Below are 23,676 nucleotides of genomic sequence, written 5' to 3'. Positions count from 1 at the left end.
GGTATAAGCTAAGGCCGTAGGTTCAGATGAATGCGAGAGAATACGATGATCAAACAACGTACACTAAAACGTATTGTACAGGCGACAGGGGTCGGGCTTCATACCGGCAAGAAAGTCACCCTGACTATGCGCCCTGCACCGGCAAACACCGGGGTCATCTATCGTCGTACTGACTTGAATCCACCGGTTGATTTCCCGGCTGATGCCAAATCCGTGCGTGATACCATGCTCTGTACTTGCCTGGTTAATGAGCATGACGTGCGTATTTCAACCGTGGAGCATCTGAATGCGGCTCTGGCGGGATTGGGGATCGACAATATTATGATTGAAGTCGATGCGCCGGAAATCCCGATTATGGATGGTAGCGCCAGTCCTTTCGTTTACCTGTTGCTGGATGCCGGAATCGAAGAACTGAATTGTGCCAAAAAGTTCCTTCGCCTCAAGCAGACTGTTCGGGTGGAAGAAGGCGACAAGTGGGCCGAATTGAAGCCGTTCAACGGTTTTAGTCTGGATTTTACCATTGATTTCAATCACCCGGTGATTGATGCCGGTTCACAGCGTTTTAAACTGGACTTCTCTGCGGATGCGTTCGTTCGCCAGATTAGCCGGGCGCGTACTTTCGGTTTTATGCGCGATATCGAATACCTACAGTCACGGGGTCTGTGTCTGGGCGGAAGCTTCGACTGTGCCATCGTGGTTGATGATTACCGTGTGTTGAATGAAGATGGTTTACGCTTTGATGATGAATTTGTTCGTCACAAGATGCTCGATGCCATCGGTGATTTGTTCATGTGCGGGCACAATATCATTGGTGCATTTACGGCGTTTAAATCTGGTCACGCGCTGAATAACAAGCTGTTGCAGGCTGTGCTGGCCAGGCAGGAAGCGTGGGAGCTTGTTACCTTTGAAGATGAGGCGGAAATGCCGCTGGCTTTCAAAGCGCCCTCTACCGTGTTGGCTTGAGTGCCACACGGAAAGCTTAACGTTATAGCGATTAGCCATCAGAGTTAATCTTTATAACATAAGTGCTGTAGTGATTTATGACGACGAGGTGTTGCTGGTATTCTCTCCGGCCAGTGACGCCAGTCGTTTTAGTATTTTCTGTAATCCCTCCGGGCTTTGTTCTGCCAAACTCTTTAATATTTCAGCACTCTGTGCACTCAATATGCGTGCTGTCGGTGTTGCTGCGGCGATAGCTTTTGTCATGTGGTGGCTCTCATTTTCATGCACTTTTGCGGCCAGTGCTGGATTAATCCTGATGTCGATTGCGACCAATGATGGTAGTATTTGTGCGCGCAGGGCGGACAATATTGTTGGTTGCTCATAACGTAACCGCATTAGCCAGTTGGCACTGGTTGTTTCCAGTATCAGCATTCCCTGCCGATAGTTAGCGACCCGGCAAAATGGATGTAACGCCGCGGGAAGCAGGCTCTGAACTGCCCGATTAAGTTTTAATAGCGCGACCGCACGTTGTTGAATATCCTGCAGCGGGCCAGAGGCAGTTGGCGATGCGCCATCGAAAAATGAATCCAGTGATTGTGGACGGTTATCACGCATAACGCAGGCTCCGACGGAAAGAAACTTGTGATTGGTATTTTAAATCGTTGGCGACAATTTGGCAGACGTTATTTCTGGCCTCACCTGCTATTGGGGATGGTCGCGGCCACGCTCGGCCTGCCTGCCAATTTTACCGAGTCGCGTGATACCTCAACGGAGCCTAATTCTGCCCCGACGGTTAGCCGTCAGCATGCCTCTTATTTTAATCTTCACGATCTGGTTGCCTTAAAAGACGCTCGTCTTCGCTCGTCATTGAGTAACGATTTTTGGCATCAACATGCCATTCGTACAGTTATTCGGCATCTCTCGTTTGCACTGACTCCCCCGGTGACGGTTGCGGAGGTTACGTCAGTGCATCATCAGGCATTGCTGGAAACGCTCAACGCACTGTTAATGCGCGATGCGACGCCACTTGTTTTTTCCGGCACATCCATTGCACCTCCCCATGTTACTCCTTCTTATCACACCGGTCTGTGGTTATCACAGATTCAGGGGATTCGGGCCGGGCCATTCCGCTGACAGTTGCAACCGCGTACTCGTGTGCGCGTAGCGCTTGTGCTGAAAAATTTCCTTTTTTGATGTCGTGCCAGCATCAGTGAACTGGCATTGTTGAGACTAAAATTATTATGTTAATCAAATTATTAACCAAGGTTTTTGGTAGCCGTAATGACCGTGCGTTGCGTCGCATGCGCAAAATCGTTGAGGTGATAAACCGCTTTGAGCCCGATATGGAAAAGCTCTCTGACGACGAACTGAAAGCCAAAACGCAGGTATTTCGTGAACGGCTCAAGAAAGGTGAAACGCTGGAAGCGTTGCTGCCGGAAGCCTTTGCCGTTGTACGTGAAGCCAGTAAACGTGTGTTCGGCATGCGCCATTTCGACGTACAGCTAATAGGCGGTATGGTGTTGAACGAGCGCTGCATTGCCGAAATGCGTACCGGGGAGGGGAAAACACTGACGGCAACACTGCCAGCGTACCTGAATGCGCTGACCGGCCGTGGTGTACACGTTGTGACCGTCAACGATTATCTGGCACAGCGCGATGCGGAAAACAACCGTCCGCTGTTCGAGTTCCTGGGCTTAACGGTTGGTATTAACCTGCCGGGAATGCCTGCACCCGCCAAACGTGAGGCGTATGCAGCCGACATCACCTATGGCACCAACAACGAATATGGTTTCGATTACCTGCGTGACAACATGGCGTTCAGCCCGGAAGAGCGTGTACAGCGTCAGTTGTACTATGCATTAGTGGATGAAGTGGACTCTATCTTGATCGATGAGGCGCGTACTCCGCTGATCATTTCCGGCCCGGCGGAAGACAGTTCTGAGCTGTATATGCGGGTGAATAAAATTATTCCGTATCTGATTCGTCAGGAAAAAGAGGACTCTGACACTTTCCAGGGCGAAGGCCATTTTTCTGTTGATGAGAAAGCTCGTCAGGTTAACCTCACGGAGCGTGGCCTGGTCAAAATTGAAGAGTTGCTGGTCAATGAAGGCATCATGGCGGAAGGTGAGTCACTGTATTCACCTACCAATATTATGTTGATGCACCATGTGACAGCGGCACTGCGCGCTCATGTGCTCTTTACCCGTGATGTGGATTACATCGTAAAAGATGACGAAGTTATCATCGTGGATGAGCACACCGGGCGAACTATGCAGGGACGTCGCTGGTCTGATGGCTTACACCAGGCGGTGGAAGCCAAGGAAAATGTGAAAATCAATAACGAGAACCAGACGCTGGCCTCGATTACCTTCCAGAACTATTTCCGTATTTACGAAAAACTGGCCGGGATGACAGGGACGGCGGATACGGAAGCGTTTGAATTCAGCTCTATCTATAAGCTGGATACTATTGTTGTGCCGACCAACCGCCCGATGATCCGTAAAGATCTGCCCGATCTGGTTTACATGACCGAGCAGGAAAAAATCGGCGCAATTATTGAAGACATCAGAGAACGCACCATTAACGGTCAACCGGTACTGGTGGGAACGATCTCGATTGAAAAATCTGAGGTGGTTTCTCATGCGCTGACGAAAGCCGGAATCACCCACAATGTCTTGAATGCCAAGTTCCACGCGATGGAAGCCGATATTGTTGCACAGGCCGGACGTCCTGGTGCGGTGACGATAGCCACTAACATGGCAGGTCGTGGTACGGATATTATGCTGGGAGGCAGTTGGCAGGCGGAAGTCGCGCAGCTAGAGAACCCGGATGATGCACAGATAGCCGAAATTAAAGCGCAATGGCAGCAGCGACATGATGCGGTTCTGGTCGCAGGCGGTCTGCACATTATTGGCACCGAGCGCCATGAGTCACGTCGTATCGACAACCAGCTACGTGGCCGCTCCGGTCGTCAGGGGGATGCCGGTTCTTCACGTTTCTATCTGTCGATGGAAGATGCGTTGATGCGTATTTTTGCCTCCGATCGCGTATCGAACATGATGCGCAAACTGGGGATGAAAGAAGGTGAGGCGATTGAACACCCGTGGGTAACGAAAGCGATTGCCAATGCACAACGCAAGGTGGAAAACCGCAACTTCGATATTCGTAAGCAACTGCTTGAATATGATGATGTTGCAAATGACCAGCGGCGGGCTATCTACACCCAGCGTAATGAATTGCTGAATGCCTCTGATGTCAGTGAAACCATCAATAGCATCCGCGAAGATGTGTTTAAAGTCACCATTGATGCGCATATTCCACCGCAATCGCTCGAAGAAATGTGGGATATTGCGGGCCTGGAACAACGTCTTAAAAATGATTTCGATCTCGACCTGCCGATTGCTGAATGGCTGGATAAAGAGCCGGAGTTGCATGAAGAAACGCTGCGTGAGCGCATTTATGAGCAGGCGATTGAGGTTTATCGTCGCAAAGAGGAAGTGGTCGGCAGTGATGTAATGCGTAACTTCGAGAAAGGCGTCATGCTACAAACGCTGGATTCACTGTGGAAAGAGCATCTGGCGGCGATGGATTATCTGCGTCAGGGTATTCACTTGCGTGGTTATGCACAAAAAGATCCGAAACAGGAATATAAGCGCGAATCCTTTGCTATGTTTGCTTCTATGCTGGAAGGTCTGAAATATGAAGTTATCAGTACATTGAGTAAAGTACAGGTAAGGATGCCAGAAGAAATCGAGGCGCTGGAGCAGCAGCGTCGCGAAGAGGCCGAGCGTTTGGCACGCCAGCAGCAGCTGAGCCATCAGGCTGAGGTTGCCGTGGCGGGAGATGCCCAGTTTGCCGATCGCAAGGTTGGCCGTAACGACCCCTGCCCATGTGGTTCAGGTAAGAAATACAAACAGTGTCATGGTCGTTTGCAAAAATAATACGGTCATCGCGTATTGATATGTGTGCTGAGGCGGTCTATGACCGCCTTTTTACTGAGAGAAGGGTCAATATGGTGCAAAAATCCTTATCTGTTGCTGTAGGGATTATTCGTAATCCACAGCAGGCATTTTTTATTGCCCGCCGTCCTGAAGGGGTACATATGGCGGGTAAGTGGGAATTCCCCGGAGGCAAAGTAGAAAAAGGGGAAACGCCCGAGCAAGCGCTGATACGTGAGCTGCACGAAGAAGTCGGCATTGATGTGATTAGTGCTAAACCATTAGAGAGTAAAACATTTTCTGCCGGTGATCGTATCATCACTCTGCATTTTTTTCTGGTAGAGCAGTGGCTGGGTGAACCTTATGGGCGTGAAGGGCAGGCGTCCCGGTGGCTACGCGCTGATGAACTGGACGAAGAGGCATTCCCCCCCGCGAATGTAGACATGATCCGGCGTCTTAAAGCCGGTATTGCGTCAACATAAAACGCCATATCGATTCATGCCCGCCGAGGCATGAGTCGATATGTTTTAGAGAAAAGCCCCTCAGTGAAGTGTTACACTCAGCGGTCAGCAGCCCCTGTACCGGGCCACGGAGTGGTTGGTTATTGCTGTGCTTCGCTCCAGGTGTCGCTATCAGAAATATTTTCCTCACTGGGAATACGCTTTTCTTCATCAGCCCATTCGCCCAGATCAATTAACTGACAACGTTTGCAGCAAAATGGCCGGTAAGGGCTATTCTCGCCCCATTCGACAGGCCGCATGCAGGTGGGGCATTTCACAAAAATTATCTCATTATCCATGTTGTTGATGTCCACTCGGTTGCCTTCTATTAGTTATGTTTATTCAGAGTCGCTGGCTGCACACGAGTGCTATCCATACCCCATGATGGGTAACTCTTTCAGCCGCTCCCTGTATTGCCCATGAAGGTTCAGCAGGCGCGTTAGCAGCAGGCGAGTTCAAAAGTGATCTGCTCAGGAATTAACCCCTGTTCGCTATCCAGTGGTATAAAACGAATGGCAAAGCGTGTCTTATGACCAGATATTTGCGGATAGAGCTGATATTCCAACGCAATGCTTAAACGCAGCAAGTCTGCATCGCTCGCGTTGTCCTGAAAAAAACCGTTGAGGCTGGTTTGCTCGCGAAAAGTACCGGCGTGACGAATCAGCTCAAGAACGCTGTCCAGCGAGTGTTTTAGCGCACTCACACTATCAAGCCACATATTCGTCTGACGCTGTTTGAGCTCTGGTATTTGATGTAGCCAGATATGTAAGGTGGGTAAATCAAAGCTGCAACAGCCCCCAGGCAGGCTAAGGCGCTGCCTGACCATCCCGATAAGTTTCTCTTCACGCAGGCCCTGCCCCATTCGCGGTGCAGCCATGAGTATTGCTGATAAATTGTGTAATTTCTGCCGCAAGTTATGGATGCGCTCGATGTCTGCTTCGGGGAGTTCACTCCATTGCGCCAGCTTCTGCTGCTGGCGTTGCAGCTCTTTTAGCAAATCTGGACGCACATCACCCCGTTCAAGAATATCCAGCAACTCAGCCACTGCACGAAAAAATATCAGCGCGACGCCAATGTCTTTCAATTCAGAATTGTCATACATCTGCTGAAGTAAAAACTCCAGACGCAGCCAGGTACGCATTTTTTCATTTAGCGGATATTCAAAAAGGACTGTTGGGGTTTCGTCACTCATTATGGTTCATCCTGTCAGTTGCGAAAGCCGCCAGCTCAAGATAGTGCTGGTGAAGTGCAGCAATTCGCAGAGCGAGTTCGTTCGGATTATTGTTATTGTCGATAATATCATCTGCACAGGCGAGCCGTTGTTCCCGGCTGGCTTGTGCGGCCAAAATACGTTGTGCCTGAGTTCGTGAGATTTTATCTCTTGCCATTGTGCGTTGTAATTGAATTTCAGGCTCAACATCAACGACCAAAATTCGCTGGGCTTGCTGTTGTAAGTGATTTTCTACCAACAACGGGACAACCCAGAGAGCATAAGGGCTGGTTGTCGCAGCCAACTGACGCCGTGTCTGTGCCTGGATGATCGGGTGCAGCAGAGCATTCAGCCAGCCTTTGTCTTCCCCGTTTGAAAAAATACGCTCACGCAGTGCTCCGCGATTTAGCGAGCCATCGGGCAACAGGATTTGGTGACCAAAATGTTCAATAATGGCCGCAAGGGCCGGCTGCCCTGGTTCTACAACCTGGCGAGCTATCACATCGGCATCGACAACGCCGATCCCCAGAGCTGCAAACCCTTGGGCAACAGTGCTTTTCCCGCTGCCAATGCCGCCAGTTAACGCGATGATATAGGCCATGATAATCCACTGAAAATGGACGGGTAAATTTACCGGATTCTAGCCCAATTCGGTAGAAAATCGCAGTGCTGTACACTGGCATTATCCGTGAGATATAGCGGGACAGTGAGAGTAAGCATTCACCACTTCGGCTGGCACGTTACATGTTACAGAGCCTGATTGCGTTAGCTATGGTAGTCCGTGTCAGGCCCCGGCCAGAACGTTCCCTAACTGAAATATGGGGAGGTACATGGCGATGACCAATATACCGACTAATCCGCCAACCGTTGTTAATAACAGCGGCTCCAGTGTTTGAGTCAGGGTATCGGCAAACTGGCGCGTATGATTTTCATACCAGAGTGCCAGCCGCGTAAATACTTCATCGAGTGCACCACTCTCTTCTCCGACGATAATGAGCTGTTCGCAAGGTGAGGGATAAAGGGATGAGTATCTCTGCATGGCCTGGCCGAGTGAAATACCTTGCTCTAGTTGATGCTGTATGGCAGTCAGCGACTGCTGATATAGCTTGTTATTCAATGTGGCTGCTGCGAGGAGGCCAACAGGCAGAGTCAACCCTGCCTGTTGTGTCATCGACAGCGTATGAAATATTTGGCTAAGGCAATGACTGCGGATCAGGTTGGAAAGCAGGGGGAGCTTCAGTAATAACCGATGCTCCCGTGTTTGCCATGTCGGGTGTTGCCGACGTAATCGCTGATAGTACAGTAACACAAGAGCGGGTAAGCCGATTCCCCATGCACCATACTCTGTGAAACGTTGCGAGATAACGAGCATCACACGGGTGAGCCAGGGTAAAGGGGCATTGAATGAGGCATACAAGGTGGCGAACTCGGGTAAGACCAGCGTAAGCATTAACAAGGCAACCAGAATACCCGTTATTATCACAACGGTGGGATAACGCAGCGCTTTCATGATATCTCCGGCCAGTTTTTGCCGGGTTTCCTGATATTCCGCTAATCGTGAGCAGCATTCATCCAGTTTGCCTGTCAATTCGCCAACGGCCAGCAATGTGCTGAACAGGGGAGGAAATGCGTCAGGATAGTCAGTCAGAACGCTCGATAGCGCCCGCCCTTGCGAGACTTGCAACCTGATTTCCTCCAGCAGGCAGCGCCAGCCGGGTTTTTCATGCTGGCGGCTCAACAGCCCCAGTGCGTCCAGCAAGGGTAATCCAGCCTGCAAGAGTGTGGCTAACTGCCGGGTGATGCCCACCAGTTGTGGCCCGCGCCAGTAGCGTTTTGTCAGATTCGGGCCCGTTTTTAGGTGCAGCGGCTGATAGCCCGCAGATAGCAAAAAATGATAGACATCCGTTTTGCTAAGGCCTATGCGTTCACCGCGACATAATGTGCCATCAGGTCGCAATGCCTGCCAGTAATAGAGCGTTTGTTTTGTCATGGTGTTTGTGGGGGGATCTGTTCTCCCACGACGCGATAGACTTCCGCGAGTGAGGTAATGCCTTCATGAACCAAAACCAGCCCAGCGCGTAGCAAGCCATTCTCTTCAACCCGTGTTCTGGCATGTGGAGACATCAACTGAACGGCTGGTTCAGTGAGTATTTGCTGAATTGCCGGAGTGATGGGAAGTAAATCATAGAGGGCGGCCCGGCCATAGTAGCCTGAAAAACAGTGTTCACATCCGGCAGGCTGCCATTGCCTCAGTGAGCCTTGCCAGAGGGAACCGGGGAGAGTGGTAATATCCTGCAAAGGCTGGCGACAGTGCGGGCATAAACGCCGAACTAAACGCTGCGCAATTATCAGTTTCAGGGCCGCACTGAGCAAATAACCCGGAATACCAAGGTGACTCAGGCGAGTAAGTGTCTCGATGGCTGAGTTGGTATGCAGCGTTGATAGCACCAGATGGCCTGTTTGTGCGGCTTTAACGGCAATCTCCGCTGTTTCTGTATCACGTATCTCGCCAATCATTATCACATCTGGATCCTGGCGCAGTAATGCACGTAACACCCTGGCGAAACTTAACTGGCTTTTGCTATGGACACTGGTTTGATTAATACCGGCGAGTGGGATTTCCACAGGATCTTCCACGCTGCAAATATTGCGACTGACTTCATTTAGCCAGTCGATGGCGCTATAGAGTGTGAAGGTTTTTCCACTCCCTGTTGGCCCGGTAACCAGAATCAACCCTTGCGGCAGGGCCAGTATCTGTTTGAACTGCTGTAATGCTGAAGTCGGTAGCCCCAATTCATCAAGTGCGAGCGCTTGCTGCTGTGTTTGCAATACTCTCAGAACGACTTTTTCGCCCCCTTGTACTGGTAGCGTGGCGATGCGCAATGAGTAGTCTTGCTGTTCCAGTTCTAGATTGAACTGGCCATCCTGAGGCAGTCGGCGTTCAGCAATATTCATGCGGCCCATAATTTTTAGTCGGGCGACAAGGTGGCTGGAGATCCCTTCCGGCACAGTTAGCGCTGATTGTAAAACACCATCAATACGCAACCTGACGCGATAGGTGTTGCTGAGCGGTTCGAAGTGAATGTCAGATGCCCGCCGTTCAATCGCCAGCGCCAGCGTGCGATTAATGAACCGGACGACGGGGGCATCCTCGCTTTCTTGTGATGGCAATGTCTGTGCCTGATAAACGGTCGCCGCTTCTTGTACATGTGGTGCGGCCAGATGCTGCTCCATGCGTGCCGCAGGCCACTGCTCGACGATAACCCGCCGGTGGCTGGCAAAACGCAGCGCGGCAATCAGTTCTTCTGCAACCAACCCTGTCACGGCAATACAGACAGTGTGCTCATCCATATCCAGTAGCAACGCATGATAGCGTTGACAGAGTTTTTGTAACTCATGATGTTGCCGGGTGATGTTGGTCATGATGTTCACCCCGCACTGGTATCAAAGCGGAACACATCTTCACAGGCCTGGCGCAAGCTTTCGGATCCAGAACCCAACTGGCAGGCACGGGTCCAGCGCGGTGCACCATTTTGTGTATCCATGGTGGGGGTCATCACCACGCTTAGCCCTTGCAATGTCGATTGCCCGGTAAGTGTAATGACACCACGATTGATTGTGACGTTGCTGACATAGCGTGACGCTGCGGCAGCCGGAATACCTTGTGAACCTGCGCTGCATTCGTCAAACCCTGCATTGCTAAGCCCACACAAATCGACGGCAGTCTTATAGGATGCCATGGCTTGCAGCATATCGGTCATCGCTGCTTTTTGCAGATAGCCTTGATAGGCCGGTATACCTAAAGCACTCAACATGGCGATGATGACAATCACCACCATCAGTTCAATTAATGAAAATCCTTGTTGTGTCATGTTGTTCATTCCCTGGTGTGGCTGGTAGCGGCAGGATAATGGCGGTGAGCATCGCTGGCGACAGTGATATTTTTAATCAGGAATCCGCTATGCAAACAGCCTTGATCAACGATGTGGCGTTACAGGATACGGGCGAGGCCGCTCGCAAAATGACGGAATAATGTGAAAGGAATACGGGTGGAAAAACAGATACGGCGGTAGGATAGCCATCAACCCACAGAGGCTGGGCTGATGGCGTGGAGGCGAATGCAACAAGAGTGATGAAGGATTAATTAAACCGCATCGACAGATCGAGCGCCTGTACATGCTTGGTCAGCGCGCCGACCGAGATATAGTCGACGCCGGTCGCGGCATAAGCGGGCAGTGTTTGCAGTGTCACGTTACCCGAGACTTCCAGCAGTGCACGGCCACGGGTCAGCGTTACCGCTTCGTGAATGGCTGCCAGCGTGAAGTTGTCCAGCATGATGATATCGGCATTAGCGTCCAGCGCCTGTTGCAGTTCATCGAGTGTTTCGACTTCGACTTCTATTGGTACATCGTTACGCAGCCGGAAGGCTTGTTCGACTGCCAGTTTAATGGATCCAGCAGCGATAATGTGGTTTTCCTTAATCAGAAAGGCATCTGCCAGGCCGAGGCGATGGTTGCTTCCTCCGCCACACAGTACCGCGTATTTAAGAGCAGTACGCAAACCGGGCAGCGTTTTTCGCGTGTCCAGCAACCGGGTGTGTGTTCCTGCTAATTGAGCGACATAACGGTGGACTTCGGTTGCCACGCCACTGAGCGTTTGCAGGAAATTTAACGCGGTGCGCTCACCGGTGAGCAGTATGCGCGAAGGCCCGTGCAGGCGGCACAGCGGCTGGTTTTCTGTCAAAACATCACCGTCGTGCACCAGCCAGTCGATGGCCACGTTTCCGCCCAACTGACGGAACACTTCATCCAGCCAGCGCTGGCCGCAAAAAACCCCGCTTTCACGGGTAATAATGACGGCGTGGGCCTGGGCGTCTGCTGGCAACAATTGTGCGGTAATGTCGCGCTCCGCGCTGGCATCGCCGCCAAGGTCTTCACGTAATGCCAGATGTACGCTGGCGGGGATATCCTGCTCAATGCGCTCCAGCAGTTCAGCCTGACGCTGTTCCTGACTATAACGACGTGTTGTCATCATGTTACTCCGACGGAAATCCGGACGTTATGCTATCCCATTTAGCGGGCGGTATATGCTCTAAATATTATTGTAGTTCAACATGTTGTTTTTCTATCCCGGTGCTGGCCGGGATAGATAATGCCAACAATCAGAAGTTGTAACCTGCGACCAGATAATAGCCCCAGCCGGTGGAGCGAACATTAAACGGGCCCCGGCCAAAATCCAGTTCTGTGCCTTCAGCCCATTGGCCGCCGTTATGGAAGTAACGTGCGACGACCGAGTAGTGCCAGTGGTCATAGTTCAAGGCCAGAATATGGCTTGAGGCAATGGCGTTGCCGGTGCGCGATGGGCCCGCTGCGTTTGCCAGGTCGGAGCCAAAGTCGAAGTTGGTAAAGCCAATATAGGTTAGCTTGCCGCCCCACAGCAGTGCGATCGGGTAGAAATATTTGATTTTGAAACGGTAGCCATCCCAGCGGTCTTCATTTGGCGCGCTGTAGTTCTGGCCCTGGTAGCGGGCATAGATATTGGCGGACAGTGACAGGTCAGTGCCGGTGTTGATGTCGGTTCCCAGACCGACGAACCAGGTGCTCTGGCGTGAGTCGTTGTTGCGGCCTTGATCGTAGATAATGTTATTGGCGACGTACCACTCTTTGAACGGGCCGAATCCTAACTGTGTGTTGGTCAGCTTGTCGATGGAAAAGCGCGGTTCAATTTCCATAAACAGCGGAGAACCTTTGTCCCAGATACCACGGTCAGGTGTGTTACCGGCACCAAACGTTTTTGGCACATCGACGTAGCCGTAAAAATCAAACCAGTCCTTGCGGGCGAAAGCTTCATACTCCAGATACACATCATTGTTTAACTGGGGCCCGAAGCGCGTGTGATAACTGCCTACAACATTAATGCTCTGGTGCCACCAGTCAGAAAGATATTGCGGGGCGCTGGCATCCGCAAGGGTGGGTAAACTGTATGACAATGTGCTGATTGCACAGGCAGCAAGGATTTTTTTCATGATGATTCTCTGTATTGTCCGATGCTCGATTGGCATCCCGGCCTGCCCGGTCTGCAAAGGGGGTTCGGACGGTAATAACAAAATAAAGACTGAAAAATTTTCCGGCGATGAACTGCGGACAACCACGTTTGCCTGTCATGACAAATTCGCTGGGTACAGGCCGCAGAAGGGGCGCAGCATACCAGAAGATGAGTAGAACATCATGGGGGGGGCGTCTCAGGAGTGATGACAGCGGATAAATTGGCATGCTTTTTTCGCGCCTCAGAAGCATAGCAGATGCGGTAAGATGTCTGCATGATGAGTTCGAACAGGCGGTTAGGGCCTGTGGCCGATGACGGGGGGATACCGGAGTGGGCAGTGGCTCGCATTCGCAATAGCCGGTCAGATAAAAGGAGTGTTGATGAGAGTCGAGCATGGCTGGTTGACAGGCGTTAAACGCGTTCTGTCACCGCATCAGGATGAGCGTCCAGAGGCGGAATCCCCTTCTTTGTTGGTGATTCACAACATCAGTTTGCCACCGGGAGAGTTTGGCGGGCCTTATATTGACCAGCTTTTTACCGGTATGTTAGAGGGCCGTGACCACCCTTATTTCGCCACGATAGCCCATTTGCGGGTGTCCGCTCACTGTTTGATTCGTCGTGACGGAGAGATTGTTCAGTATGTTGCGTTTGATAAACGGGCCTGGCATGCCGGTGTTTCGGTGTTTCAAGGGCGCGAGCGCTGTAATGATTTCTCGATTGGTATTGAGCTCGAAGGCACTGATACCGAGCCATTTACCCCGGAACAGTACCAGAGTCTGGCGCGGGTGACGCGATTACTCAGTAAAGAGTACGGTATGACATCAGACCGTATTACCGGGCATAGTGATATTGCGCCGGGGCGCAAAACCGATCCCGGCCCGGCATTCGACTGGGCCCGATATCAACAGTTATGGCAGACACAAGAGCAACAAGGGGAGTAAACCGATGACGTTGTTTAGCCTGTTACTGGTATTGGGGTGGGAGCGTATGTTTAAACGCGGCGACCACTGGCAACTGGATCATCATCTGGAGCAGGTGTTTCGCCATCTGTCTGCTCCGTCATTGCTGCAAACGCTTTTTCTGTCAGCGATGTCGATGGGCATCATGCTGATGTTGCAATGGTTGCTCGGTGGCTGGCTGTTTGGTTTGCCACTGCTACTGTTGTGGATTGCCGTTGGGTTATTGTGCATCGGAGCCGGTGAGGCGCGTCAACACTATCATCGTTACATTCAGGCGGCACAACGCGGAGAACGAGATGCCTGTCAGGAAATGGCGCTTGAGCTGGCGCTCATCCACGGCTTACCGCAGGACGCAACGGAGCGTGAACGGTTAAAAGAGCTGCAAAATGCGTTACTGTGGTTAAATTTCCGCTTTTATCTGGCCCCGTTGTTCTGGTTTGTGGTGGCGGGCCCTTATGGTGCGGTTGCGTTAGTGGGGTATTCGGTACTACGGGCAAGGCAATGTTGTCTGGCTCGCCATCATACGCCGCTGGAGCGGGCGAACGCTGGTGTAGATATGCTGTTACATTGGCTTGATTGGGTTCCGGTGCGTTTGGCTGGCGTGGCTTATGCCTTGCTGGGGCATGGTGAGAAAGCGCTGCCAGCGTGGTTTGCCGCGATGATGGATTTGCGCTCCTCGCAATATTGGGTTTTAACCCGACTGGCGCAGTTTTCACTGGAAAGGGAACCGCATAGCGATCCTCTCTCGACCCCCCGGGCCGCAGCGTCGCTGGCAAAAAAAGTGACGCTGGTGCTGGTCGTGGTGGTCGCGTTGTTGACGATTTATGGCACGCTGATTTAGGTATTGGCGATGAAGAATGAAGAAAGAGGATGACGAAATGGTCATCCTCTTTTCGTTATTGCCTGATATGACGAGAAATAGCGATTATTGGCGTTTTTTGGTGAAGCGATAGCCGATACCTAACACCACCAGCCATACGGGGATCAGCAGCACCGAAATCTGAATACCCGGAGTCATGAACATAATCACCAGAATCCCGGCCATGAAGGCCAGACACAGATAATTACCGAACGGGAACCACAGCGCCTGAAAACGTGTCTTAACGCCTTGTTTGTCCTTCGCTGCGCGGAATTTCAGGTGGGCCAGACTGATCATCGCCCAGTTGATAACCAATGCGGAAACAACCAGCGCCATCAACAGTTCAAAGGCTTTACCCGGCATGAGATAGTTGATGAGTACGCACAAGGCGGTTGCCAGCGCTGATAATCCAATGGCGACGACAGGAACACCGCGACGATCGACTTTCAGCAGTGACTGCGGGCCATTCCCCTGTTTGGCAAGGCCGTAAAGCATGCGGCTGTTGCAATAGACACAACTGTTATAGACCGATAACGCCGCTGTCAGCACAACCAGGTTGAGAATGTTAGCCACCAGTTCGCTGTTTAATGCATGGAAAATCATCACAAACGGGCTACCGCCTTCTACCACTTTCCCCCAAGGATAGAGAGATAACAGCACGGTGAGTGAGCCAATATAGAAGAGCAATATACGATAGAGCACCTGGTTGGTTGCGCGTGGGATGCTTTCTTCTGGTTTGTCGGCTTCAGCGGCGGTAATACCCACCAGCTCGAGGCCGCCAAAGGAAAACATAATGACAGCCATCGCCATGACTAATCCGCTGACGCCATTGGGGAAAAAGCCGCCCTGAGCCCAGAGGTTGGTTATGCTCGCCTCAGGCCCACCATGGCCGCTCATCAAGAGCCAGCCACCAAAGGCAATCATGCCGATAATGGCGGCAACTTTGATAATCGCAAACCAAAATTCCAGCTCACCGTACATTTTGACGTTGGCGAGATTAATGGCGTTAATCAGCACAAAAAAGATGGCTGCGGAAATCCAGGTAGGCACACCCGGCCACCAGTACTGAACATAAATACCGACCGCGCTCAACTCGGCCATCGCTACCAGTACGTAGAGCACCCAGTAATTCCAGCCGGAGGCGAAACCGGCAAAGTTGCCCCAGTATTTATAGGCGAAATGGCTAAAGGAGCCTGCAACCGGTTCTTCTACGACCATTTCACCTAACTGGCGCATGATGAAAAACGCAATCAAGCCGCCTATCGCATAGCCCAGTAATACGGAAGGGCCTGCCATTTTGATCGTCTGTGCGATACCGAGGAACAGGCCGGTTCCTACTGCACCCCCCAGGGCAATCAACTGTATGTGACGGTTTTTCAGGCCACGCTGTAGCGTACCGTCTTGTTGATCTTGCATGCTTTTAACCCTCTGCCGATGGAAAGGTAAGCCCGGCACCCGCGCGGTGTGCTTGCCTTTTTACGTATATGTAATTTTATTTTTACGACGTTGACAAACCTGAATTGTTATCAACGCTATCGCGCGTCAGAGAATAGTGATAAGCGTGCCGAATTGCACTGATTTCTTGCGAGCAGGAACGCAAAAGTGTGATGTCATGATCGTTGTCATCTTCTCACTATGATTGGATGATTTTCGCCACCAGGTCATGTCATCTCGCCGTTCTCTTCACGGTTGTTAAATGGTGCGCAGAAGCGATATTGCTCAATACCGTCTCCCGTTGTTTTCAGCTATGCCAATACCGGAGAGTCATCGATAAGCGTGATGACAGTGTGCTCCAGCGCACGAATGCATAATGTTTGATTTTTTATGCATTTTTTGGATTTTTTTATTCATTTCGTCATGGGTTAAACGGTTCAGCTTTGCCTGATTTTGGTTTCAAAAAAGTTAAAACAAACCGGGGTTGGGAATGGTAATACCACTGACCTGTTGGTGATTTTTCCACAACATTCAGGGCATTTGTTAAAAAGTGAGGTGATTGGTAATTTCACTCGACGTCCGTATGGACAGAAGGTGAATACTTTGTTACTTTGTGCGTCACGTTTTTAAAATTGGTATTACCAATTGACTCCGCGCTTTTTCGCCGGGAAGAATCTACATGGCCTACAGCAAGATCCGTCAGCCCAAACTGTCAGATGTGATTGAACAGCAACTGGAGTTTCTGATCCTTGAAGGAACCTTGCGTCCTGGTGAGAAACTTCCTCCCGAACGTGAGCTGGCTAAACAGTTTGATGTTTCCCGCCCTTCGCTGCGCGAAGCTATTCAACGTCTTGAAGCTAAAGGGTTGCTTTTGCGCCGTCAGGGTGGCGGTACATTTGTGCAGAGTAATCTTTGGCAGAGTATCAGCGATCCGCTGGCGGAATTGCTGAGTAATCACCCCGAAGCACAGTTTGATCTCCTCGAAACCCGTCACGCTCTGGAAGGCATCGCCGCTTATTATGCTGCTCTACGCGGTACGGAAGAAGACTTGCAGCGTATTCGCGACTGCCATGCACTGATTGAGACGGCGCGTGAATCGGGCGATTTGGTCGCCGAGTCCGAGGCGGTGATGCAGTATCAGGTGGCGGTTACCGAGGCAACGCACAATGTGGTCTTGCTGCATCTGTTGCGGTGCATGGGGCCGATGCTTGAGCAAAACGTCAGACAGAATTTTGAGTTGCTTTACCTGAGTCGTGAAGTGCTGACACAGGTGAGTGACCATCGTGCCAGAATTTTTGAGGCAATTGTCGCTCGTGAACCGGAAAAGGCACGCGAGGCGTCACATCGCCATCTGGCATTTATTGAGGAAGTACTGCTGGAACTTAACCGGGAACATAGCCGACGAGAACGCTCGTTACGACGGCTCCAGCAACGCAAGGATTAGGCTGCCAGTTGGTAGCCAAATGCGGCAAACAAGACGAAGGGCCTGTCTTCCTGCGCTTTATCATTTGGTAGCAGAGTGCAAGAAGACAGGCTCCAGATAAATCCACTGATTAGAAACAGATAAGGAATACACCATGTCAGAACGTTTGAATAATGACGTGGATCCGATCGAAACGCGTGACTGGCTGCAAGCGATCGAATCGGTTATCCGTGAAGAGGGTGTTGAGCGCGCTCAGTTCCTGATTGATCAGGTACTGACTGAAGCACGCAAAGGTGGTGTGAAAGTCGCTGCGGGTAGTGCTGGCAGCCGCTATATCAACACCATCGCGGTTGAAGATGAACCCGCATATCCGGGGAACCTTGATCTGGAGCGCCGTATCCGTTCCGCGATTCGCTGGAATGCGGTAATGACGGTACTGCGTGCCTCTAAGAAGGATCTGGAGCTGGGCGGTCATATGGCGTCTTTCCAGTCTTCCGCTACCTTCTATGACGTGTGCTTTAACCATTTCTTCCGCGCCCGTAATGCACAGGATGGCGGTGATCTGGTGTTCTTCCAGGGCCATATTTCTCCCGGTGTTTACGCGCGTGCTTTCCTTGAAGGCCGCCTGACCGAAGAGCAGATGAACAACTTCCGTCAGGAAGTTCATGGCAAGGGGCTCTCTTCTTATCCGCATCCGAAACTGATGCCGGAATTCTGGCAGTTCCCGACCGTTTCTATGGGCCTGGGGCCAATTAATGCGATTTATCAGGCTAAATTCCTGAAATACCTGAATAATCGTGGTTTGAAAGATACCAGCAAACAAACCGTTTACGCCTTCCTGGGCGATGGTGAAATGGATGAGCCAGAATCCAAAGGTGCGATTACCATCGCAACCCGCGAAAAACTGGACAACCTGGTGTTTGTCATCAACTGTAACTTGCAGCGTCTGGATGGCCCGGTAACGGGTAACGGCAAGATAATCAACGAGCTGGAAGGTATCTTTGGTGGCGCTGGCTGGGAAGTTATCAAGGTTATCTGGGGCGGACGTTGGGATGAACTGCTGCGTAAAGACACCAGTGGTAAACTGATCCAACTGATGAATGAAACCGTTGACGGTGACTATCAGACCTTCAAGTCCAAAAACGGTGCCTATGTGCGTGAGCACTTCTTCGGGAAATACCCGGAAACCGCCGAGCTGGTAAAAGACTGGAGCGATGATGACATTTGGGCACTGAACCGCGGTGGCCACGATCCGAAGAAAGTCTATGCAGCACTGAAAAAAGCACAGGAAACCAAAGGCAAGCCGGTGGTTATCCTGGCGCATACCGTCAAAGGTTACGGTATGGGTGATGCGGCTGAAGGCAAGAACATTGCCCATCAGGTCAAGAAAATCAACATGGACGGCGTGCGTTATTTCCGCGATCGTTTCAATGTGCCGGTATCTGATGCGGATGTCGAAAATCTGCCGTTCATTACGTTTGACAAAGACTCCGAAGAGTACAAATACCTGCACGAACGCCGTCAGGCGCTGGAAGGCTACCTGCCGTCCCGTCAGCCGAATTTCTCTGAGAAGCTGGCACTGCCTTCACTGGAAGACTTTAGCTCGCTGTTAGAAGAACAGACCAAAGAAATTTCGACCACGATTGCATTCGTGCGTGCGCTGAATGTGATGCTGAAGAACCCGTCGATTAAAGACCGTCTGGTGCCGATCATTGCCGATGAAGCGCGTACCTTCGGGATGGAAGGTCTGTTCCGTCAGATTGGTATCTACAGCCCGAACGGTCAGCAGTATACCCCGCAGGATCGTGAGCTGGTGGCGTACTACAAAGAAGATCAGAAAGGCCAGATCTTGCAGGAAGGGATCAACGAGCTGGGCGCAGGTTCATCCTGGCTGGCGGCGGCAACGTCATACAGCACAAATGATCTGCCGATGATCCCGTTCTATATCTACTATTCAATGTTCGGTTTCCAGCGTATTGGCGACCTGTGCTGGGCAGCAGGCGACCAGCAGGCTCGCGGCTTCCTGATCGGCGGCACGTCTGGTCGTACTACGCTGAACGGCGAAGGTCTGCAACATGAAGATGGCCATAGCCACATTCAGTCGCTGACTATCCCGAACTGTATTTCCTATGACCCGGCATTCGCATACGAAGTTGCTGTCATCATGCATGACGGTCTGGTGCGTATGTACGGTGAAGCACAGGAAAATATTTACTACTACATCACCACGCTGAACGAAAACTACCACATGCCAGCGATGCCGAAAGGCGCTGAAGAAGGTATCCGCAAAGGTATCTACAAGCTGGAAACGGTGGCGGGCAGCAAAGGTAAAGTGCAGTTGCTGGGTTCAGGTTCAATTCTGCGTCATGTGCGTGAAGCCGCGCAGATCCTGGCCAACGATTACGGCATCGGTTCTGATGTGTACAGCGTCACCTCCTTCACGGAACTGGCCCGCGATGGTCAGGACTGCGAACGCTGGAACATGCTGCATCCGACCGAAGCGCCGCGCGTACCGTACATCGCTCAGGTGATGAACGACGCACCGGCAGTCGCGTCTACTGACTACATGAAACTGTTTGCCGAGCAGGTGCGTACTTACGTTCCAGCCAGCGACTACCGCGTACTGGGTACGGACGGTTTCGGTCGTTCTGACAGCCGTGAAAACCTGCGTCACCACTTTGAAGTGGACGCGTCCTACGTGGTTGTGGCGGCACTGGGTGAACTGGCTAAACGCGGTGACGTTGAAAAATCTGTCGTGGCTGAGGCCATCAAGAAATTCAGCATTGACCCTGAAAAAGTTAACCCGCGCGTAGCATAAGAAGGAAAGCGTAATGGCTATCGAAATCAACGTACCGGATATCGGTGCAGATGAAGTTGAAGTCACCGAAGTGCTGGTTAAAGTGGGTGACAAAGTGGAAGCTGAGCAGTCGCTGATTACCGTAGAAGGCGACAAAGCTTCAATGGAAGTACCCTCACCGCAAGCCGGTGTGGTGAAAGAAATTAAAGTGGCGGTTGGCGACAAAGTGGCGACCGGCAAATTGATCATGGTCTTTGAAGCAGAAGGTGCGGCGGCTGCCGCACCGGCTCCAGCCGCGGCTGCGCCTGTTGCGGCACCGGCCGCGGCCAGTGCAGCTAAAGAAGTCGAAGTGCCGGATATCGGTGGCGACGAAGTTGAAGTGACCGAAGTGCTGGTAAAAGTGGGCGATACCGTAAGCGCTGAACAATCGCTGATTACCGTTGAAGGCGATAAAGCGTCAATGGAAGTGCCGGCACCGTTTGCGGGCACCGTCAAAGAAATTCGCATCAAGGCGGGCGACAAGGTGAAAACCGGTTCGCTTATCATGGTGTTTGAGGTTGCAGGCGCAGCACCTGCGGCGGCAGCGGCTCCCGTAGCCAGCGCCCCGGTTGCGGCCCCGGCCGTGAGCAGTGGTGCCAAAGACGTCAACGTGCCGGATATCGGCGGCGATGAAGTCGAAGTGACCGAAGTGCTGGTGAAAGTCGGTGATAAAGTGGCGGCCGAACAGTCGCTGATTACCGTTGAAGGCGACAAGGCCTCAATGGAAGTCCCGGCACCGTTTGCGGGCACCGTAAAAGAAATCAAAGTTAGCACCGGTAGCAAAGTCAAAACCGGTTCGCTGATTATGGTGTTCGAAGTCGAAGGTGCGGCTCCTGCGGTGGCTTCTGTTGCTGCGGCACCGGCACCGGCAGCCAGCGCTCCTGCACCGGCGGCAGCGAAAGCCGAGGGTAAGAGCGAGTTTGCTGAAAATGATGCTTACATCCATGCGACCCCGGTTATCCGCCGTCTGGCGCGTGAATTTGGTGTCAATCTGGCGAAGGTAAAAGGCACTGGCCGTAAAGGTCGTATCCTGCGTGAAGACGTGCAGGCATACGTGAAAGATGCGGTGAAACGCGCCGAGTCTGCGCCAGCAGCGGGTGCCGCGACCGGTGGTTCCCTGCCTGGCTTGCTGCCGTGGCCGAAAGTTGATTTCAGCAAGTTTGGTGAAGTTGAAGAAGTCGAACTGGGCCGTATTCAGAAGATCTCTGGTGCTAACCTGAGCCGTAACTGGGTGGTTATTCCGCACGTTACGCACTTCGACAAAACCGATATCACCGATCTGGAAGCGTTCCGCAAGCAGCAGAATGTGGAGGCTGAGAAGCGTAAGCTGGATGTGAAGATAACCCCTGTGGTGTTCATCATGAAAGCTGTGGCCACTGCGCTTGAGCAGATGCCGCGTTTCAACAGTTCACTGTCTGAAGACGCCCAGCGCCTGACGTTGAAGAAATACATCAACATCGGTGTGGCGGTAGATACACCAAATGGCCTGGTAGTGCCGGTGTTCAAAGATGTTAACAAGAAAGGCATCATTGAGCTGTCTCGTGAGCTGACCGTCATCTCCAAGAAAGCCCGTGATGGTAAACTGACGGCGGGTGAAATGCAGGGCGGATGCTTTACCATCTCCAGCATTGGTGGTCTGGGAACCACCCACTTCGCGCCGATCGTCAATGCACCGGAAGTGGCGATTCTTGGGGTGTCCAAATCCTCAATGGAGCCGGTCTGGAATGGTAAAGAGTTTGTGCCGCGCCTGATGCTGCCTATCTCCTTGTCGTTCGACCACCGCGTGATCGACGGTGCTGATGGTGCTCGCTTTATCACCATCATCAACAACACGCTGAGCGATATTCGCCGGTTGGTGATGTAACCGTGGAGGCTGGCCCTGCGGCCAGCCTTTTTGTTAATGCCCGCACCGTAGCGCACCACCTGTGTACTACGGTGTGAGTGAGGCGCACCGTTACGTGCTTTGCAGATTATTAACAATTCTGTAAACTGCTGGCGGTGGACGCGTCCCGGTGGATGACGGGCGTAATGACTTGACTCGCCATAAATAACGACGTCTGACCCGCCGGACAAACAAAACAAGAGGTCATGATGAGTACTGAAATTAAAGCTCAGGTGGTGGTACTTGGCGCGGGCCCCGCAGGCTACTCTGCGGCGTTCCGTTGTGCAGACTTAGGTCTGGATACCGTGCTGGTCGAGCGCTACTCCACTCTGGGTGGTGTCTGTCTGAACGTAGGCTGTATCCCCTCCAAAGCACTGCTGCATGTTGCGAAAGTCATTGAAGAAGCCAAAGCACTGGCGGAACACGGCATCGTATTCGGCGAGCCGCAGACTGATATTGATAAAATCCGTACCTGGAAAGAGAAAGTCATCAATCAGTTGACTGGTGGTTTGGCTGGTATGGCGAAAGGCCGTAAAGTCAAAGTCGTCAACGGTTTTGGTAAATTTACCGGCCCCAATACGCTGGTTGTGGAAGGCGAAAGCGGCAGCACCACGGTGAATTTCGATAATGCGATTATCGCCGCCGGCTCCCGCCCGATCCAACTGCCGTTTATTCCGCATGATGACCCGCGCGTATGGGATTCAACAGACGCACTGGAGCTGAAAACCGTTCCCGGCCGTCTGCTGGTGATGGGCGGCGGTATTATCGGCCTGGAAATGGGCACGGTATATCATGCTCTGGGTTCACAGATTGACGTCGTAGAAATGTTCGATCAGGTGATCCCGGCAGCGGATAAAGACATCGTTAAAGTGTTCACTAAGCGTATCAGCAAGAAGTTTAACCTGATGCTGGAAACCAAAGTGACCGCAGTAGAAGCCAAAGAAGATGGCATCTATGTTTCGATGGAAGGCAAAAATGCCCCTGCCGAAGCCCAGCGTTATGACGCGGTGCTGGTGGCTATCGGCCGTGTGCCGAACGGTAAACTGCTGGATGCCGGTCAGGCCGGTGTGGAAGTTGACGATCGCGGCTTTATTCGTGTTGACAAGCAGTTGCGTACTAACGTGCCGCACATCTACGCGATTGGCGACATCGTTGGTCAGCCGATGCTGGCGCACAAAGGCGTGCACGAAGGTCACGTTGCAGCTGAAGTGATCGCGGGCAAGAAACACTACTTTGACCCGAAAGTGATCCCGTCAATTGCCTATACCGAGCCGGAAGTGGCCTGGGTTGGCTTGACTGAGAAAGAAGCGAAAGAGAAAGGCATCAGCTATGAAACCGCGGTATTCCCGTGGGCGGCTTCTGGCCGTGCTATCGCTTCTGATTGCGCTGACGGTATGACCAAACTGATTTTCGACAAAGAAACACACCGTGTCATCGGTGGGGCGATTGTCGGCACCAATGGCGGTGAACTGCTGGGTGAAATCGGTCTGGCCATTGAAATGGGGTGCGATGCAGAAGATATCGCGTTGACCATTCATGCTCACCCGACGCTGCACGAGTCCGTGGGCCTGGCTGCGGAAGTGTTTGAAGGCAGTATCACTGACCTGCCAAACCCGAAAGCGAAGAAGAAATAATCTGCGGCTCCGCC

Annotated in this window: 20 protein-coding genes; 10 read left to right on the top strand and 10 right to left on the bottom strand. The window is 52.0% G+C overall.

Annotation, left to right across the window (positions count from 1 at the left end; all coding sequences use genetic code 11):
• The first annotated feature begins 45 nt into the window (after window positions 1-45).
• On the top strand, window positions 46-963 hold the full coding sequence (lpxC, locus tag DAQ1742_RS17300) for a UDP-3-O-acyl-N-acetylglucosamine deacetylase (protein WP_035344201.1): 918 nt from the start codon (window positions 46-48) through the stop codon (window positions 961-963).
• Between the two features lie 75 nt (window positions 964-1,038).
• Here lpxC and DAQ1742_RS17295 read toward each other — a convergent pair whose 3' ends face one another.
• On the bottom strand, window positions 1,039-1,557 hold the full coding sequence (locus tag DAQ1742_RS17295; protein ID WP_035344199.1) for a DUF721 domain-containing protein: 519 nt from the start codon (window positions 1,555-1,557) through the stop codon (window positions 1,039-1,041).
• Between the two features lie 27 nt (window positions 1,558-1,584).
• Here DAQ1742_RS17295 and secM point away from each other — a divergent pair, with 27 nt between their 5' ends.
• From secM to mutT, 3 genes are all read left to right on the top strand, one after another.
• Window positions 1,585-2,076, top strand: a complete 492-nt coding sequence (gene secM, locus DAQ1742_RS17290; RefSeq protein ID WP_035344197.1) for a secA translation cis-regulator SecM — start codon at window positions 1,585-1,587, stop codon at window positions 2,074-2,076.
• Between the two features lie 107 nt (window positions 2,077-2,183).
• A complete protein-coding gene (gene secA / locus DAQ1742_RS17285) occupies window positions 2,184-4,883 on the top strand; it encodes a preprotein translocase subunit SecA (protein WP_035344195.1) in 2,700 nt (899 codons plus the stop codon).
• Window positions 4,884-4,954: 71 nt separating this feature from the next.
• Window positions 4,955-5,362 (top strand): 8-oxo-dGTP diphosphatase MutT, encoded by a 408-nt coding sequence (gene mutT / locus DAQ1742_RS17280; RefSeq protein WP_035344193.1) that lies wholly within the window; start codon window positions 4,955-4,957, stop codon window positions 5,360-5,362.
• 119 nt (window positions 5,363-5,481) lie between these two features.
• Here the strand turns inward: mutT and yacG are convergent, their stop codons facing one another.
• The 8 genes from yacG to DAQ1742_RS17240 form a co-directional block, all read right to left on the bottom strand.
• A complete protein-coding gene (gene yacG / locus DAQ1742_RS17275) occupies window positions 5,482-5,679 on the bottom strand; it encodes a DNA gyrase inhibitor YacG (RefSeq protein ID WP_035346325.1) in 198 nt (65 codons plus the stop codon).
• A 140-nt stretch (window positions 5,680-5,819) separates the two neighbouring features.
• On the bottom strand, window positions 5,820-6,572 hold the full coding sequence (zapD, locus tag DAQ1742_RS17270; protein ID WP_035344191.1) for a cell division protein ZapD: 753 nt from the start codon (window positions 6,570-6,572) through the stop codon (window positions 5,820-5,822).
• Window positions 6,565-7,191, bottom strand: coding sequence for a dephospho-CoA kinase (gene coaE, locus DAQ1742_RS17265; protein ID WP_035344189.1), 627 nt, complete (start codon window positions 7,189-7,191; stop codon window positions 6,565-6,567). Before coaE ends, zapD begins: the two co-directional genes overlap by 8 nt.
• 183 nt (window positions 7,192-7,374) lie before the next feature.
• Complete coding sequence (hofC, locus tag DAQ1742_RS17260; RefSeq protein ID WP_035344187.1) at window positions 7,375-8,580, bottom strand: protein transport protein HofC; 1,206 nt, start codon at window positions 8,578-8,580, stop codon at window positions 7,375-7,377.
• Window positions 8,577-10,013 carry a type II secretion system protein GspE gene (gspE, locus tag DAQ1742_RS17255; protein WP_035344186.1) on the bottom strand — a complete coding sequence of 479 codons (1,437 nt, stop codon included), beginning with the start codon at window positions 10,011-10,013 and terminating at the stop codon, window positions 8,577-8,579. Before gspE ends, hofC begins: the two co-directional genes overlap by 4 nt.
• A 5-nt stretch (window positions 10,014-10,018) precedes the next feature.
• Window positions 10,019-10,462, bottom strand: a complete 444-nt coding sequence (gene ppdD / locus DAQ1742_RS17250) for a prepilin peptidase-dependent pilin (protein WP_035344184.1) — start codon at window positions 10,460-10,462, stop codon at window positions 10,019-10,021.
• Between the two features lie 268 nt (window positions 10,463-10,730).
• Complete coding sequence (gene nadC / locus DAQ1742_RS17245) at window positions 10,731-11,621, bottom strand: carboxylating nicotinate-nucleotide diphosphorylase (protein ID WP_035346323.1); 891 nt, start codon at window positions 11,619-11,621, stop codon at window positions 10,731-10,733.
• A 130-nt stretch (window positions 11,622-11,751) separates the two neighbouring features.
• Window positions 11,752-12,615 carry a nucleoside-specific channel-forming protein Tsx gene (locus tag DAQ1742_RS17240; protein ID WP_035344182.1) on the bottom strand — a complete coding sequence of 288 codons (864 nt, stop codon included), beginning with the start codon at window positions 12,613-12,615 and terminating at the stop codon, window positions 11,752-11,754.
• Window positions 12,616-13,015: 400 nt separating this feature from the next.
• Here DAQ1742_RS17240 and ampD point away from each other — a divergent pair, with 400 nt between their 5' ends.
• A complete protein-coding gene (gene ampD / locus DAQ1742_RS17235; RefSeq protein WP_035344178.1) occupies window positions 13,016-13,576 on the top strand; it encodes a 1,6-anhydro-N-acetylmuramyl-L-alanine amidase AmpD in 561 nt (186 codons plus the stop codon).
• 4 nt (window positions 13,577-13,580) lie between these two features.
• A complete protein-coding gene (gene ampE, locus DAQ1742_RS17230) occupies window positions 13,581-14,435 on the top strand; it encodes a beta-lactamase regulator AmpE (protein WP_035344176.1) in 855 nt (284 codons plus the stop codon).
• A gap of 84 nt (window positions 14,436-14,519) precedes the next feature.
• Here the strand turns inward: ampE and DAQ1742_RS17225 are convergent, their stop codons facing one another.
• Window positions 14,520-15,869: an amino acid permease gene (locus tag DAQ1742_RS17225; RefSeq protein ID WP_035344174.1), complete on the bottom strand. Its 1,350-nt coding sequence runs from the start codon at window positions 15,867-15,869 to the stop codon at window positions 14,520-14,522.
• A gap of 697 nt (window positions 15,870-16,566) precedes the next feature.
• On the opposite strand from DAQ1742_RS17225, the gene pdhR reads away from it, so the two are divergent.
• The 4 genes from pdhR to lpdA all read left to right on the top strand — a co-directional run bounded on the left by pdhR (window position 16,567) and on the right by lpdA (window position 23,662).
• Window positions 16,567-17,331 carry a pyruvate dehydrogenase complex transcriptional repressor PdhR gene (gene pdhR / locus DAQ1742_RS17220; protein WP_035344172.1) on the top strand — a complete coding sequence of 255 codons (765 nt, stop codon included), beginning with the start codon at window positions 16,567-16,569 and terminating at the stop codon, window positions 17,329-17,331.
• 133 nt (window positions 17,332-17,464) lie between these two features.
• On the top strand, window positions 17,465-20,128 hold the full coding sequence (aceE, locus tag DAQ1742_RS17215) for a pyruvate dehydrogenase (acetyl-transferring), homodimeric type (protein ID WP_035344170.1): 2,664 nt from the start codon (window positions 17,465-17,467) through the stop codon (window positions 20,126-20,128).
• Window positions 20,129-20,141: 13 nt separating this feature from the next.
• Window positions 20,142-22,010, top strand: coding sequence for a pyruvate dehydrogenase complex dihydrolipoyllysine-residue acetyltransferase (gene aceF, locus DAQ1742_RS17210; protein WP_035344168.1), 1,869 nt, complete (start codon window positions 20,142-20,144; stop codon window positions 22,008-22,010).
• 227 nt (window positions 22,011-22,237) lie between these two features.
• Entirely contained in the window at window positions 22,238-23,662 is a 1,425-nt protein-coding gene (lpdA, locus tag DAQ1742_RS17205; RefSeq protein ID WP_035344166.1) for a dihydrolipoyl dehydrogenase, read from the top strand.
• The last annotated feature ends 14 nt before the right edge of the window (window positions 23,663-23,676 follow it).

It is taken from the genome of Dickeya aquatica (genome assembly GCF_900095885.1).
GTDB lineage: Bacteria > Pseudomonadota > Gammaproteobacteria > Enterobacterales > Enterobacteriaceae > Dickeya > Dickeya aquatica.
This window is presented reverse-complemented; position numbering and strand designations above follow the sequence as displayed.

Excerpts from the sequence above, each read along its gene's own strand:
- lpxC (WP_035344201.1), top strand. The coding sequence starts at position 46 with ATGATCAAACAACGTACACTAAAACGTATTGTACAGGCGACAGGGGTC.
- DAQ1742_RS17295 (WP_035344199.1), bottom strand. The coding sequence starts at position 1,557 with ATGCGTGATAACCGTCCACAATCACTGGATTCATTTTTCGATGGCGCA.
- secA (WP_035344195.1), top strand. The coding sequence starts at position 2,184 with ATGTTAATCAAATTATTAACCAAGGTTTTTGGTAGCCGTAATGACCGT.
- mutT (WP_035344193.1), top strand. The coding sequence starts at position 4,955 with ATGGTGCAAAAATCCTTATCTGTTGCTGTAGGGATTATTCGTAATCCA.
- yacG (WP_035346325.1), bottom strand. The coding sequence starts at position 5,679 with ATGGATAATGAGATAATTTTTGTGAAATGCCCCACCTGCATGCGGCCT.
- zapD (WP_035344191.1), bottom strand. The coding sequence starts at position 6,572 with ATGAGTGACGAAACCCCAACAGTCCTTTTTGAATATCCGCTAAATGAA.
- coaE (WP_035344189.1), bottom strand. The coding sequence starts at position 7,191 with ATGGCCTATATCATCGCGTTAACTGGCGGCATTGGCAGCGGGAAAAGC.
- hofC (WP_035344187.1), bottom strand. The coding sequence starts at position 8,580 with ATGACAAAACAAACGCTCTATTACTGGCAGGCATTGCGACCTGATGGC.
- gspE (WP_035344186.1), bottom strand. The coding sequence starts at position 10,013 with ATGACCAACATCACCCGGCAACATCATGAGTTACAAAAACTCTGTCAA.
- ppdD (WP_035344184.1), bottom strand. The coding sequence starts at position 10,462 with ATGACACAACAAGGATTTTCATTAATTGAACTGATGGTGGTGATTGTC.
- nadC (WP_035346323.1), bottom strand. The coding sequence starts at position 11,621 with ATGACAACACGTCGTTATAGTCAGGAACAGCGTCAGGCTGAACTGCTG.
- DAQ1742_RS17240 (WP_035344182.1), bottom strand. The coding sequence starts at position 12,615 with ATGAAAAAAATCCTTGCTGCCTGTGCAATCAGCACATTGTCATACAGT.
- ampD (WP_035344178.1), top strand. The coding sequence starts at position 13,016 with ATGAGAGTCGAGCATGGCTGGTTGACAGGCGTTAAACGCGTTCTGTCA.
- ampE (WP_035344176.1), top strand. The coding sequence starts at position 13,581 with ATGACGTTGTTTAGCCTGTTACTGGTATTGGGGTGGGAGCGTATGTTT.
- DAQ1742_RS17225 (WP_035344174.1), bottom strand. The coding sequence starts at position 15,869 with ATGCAAGATCAACAAGACGGTACGCTACAGCGTGGCCTGAAAAACCGT.
- pdhR (WP_035344172.1), top strand. The coding sequence starts at position 16,567 with ATGGCCTACAGCAAGATCCGTCAGCCCAAACTGTCAGATGTGATTGAA.
- aceE (WP_035344170.1), top strand. The coding sequence starts at position 17,465 with ATGTCAGAACGTTTGAATAATGACGTGGATCCGATCGAAACGCGTGAC.
- aceF (WP_035344168.1), top strand. The coding sequence starts at position 20,142 with ATGGCTATCGAAATCAACGTACCGGATATCGGTGCAGATGAAGTTGAA.
- lpdA (WP_035344166.1), top strand. The coding sequence starts at position 22,238 with ATGAGTACTGAAATTAAAGCTCAGGTGGTGGTACTTGGCGCGGGCCCC.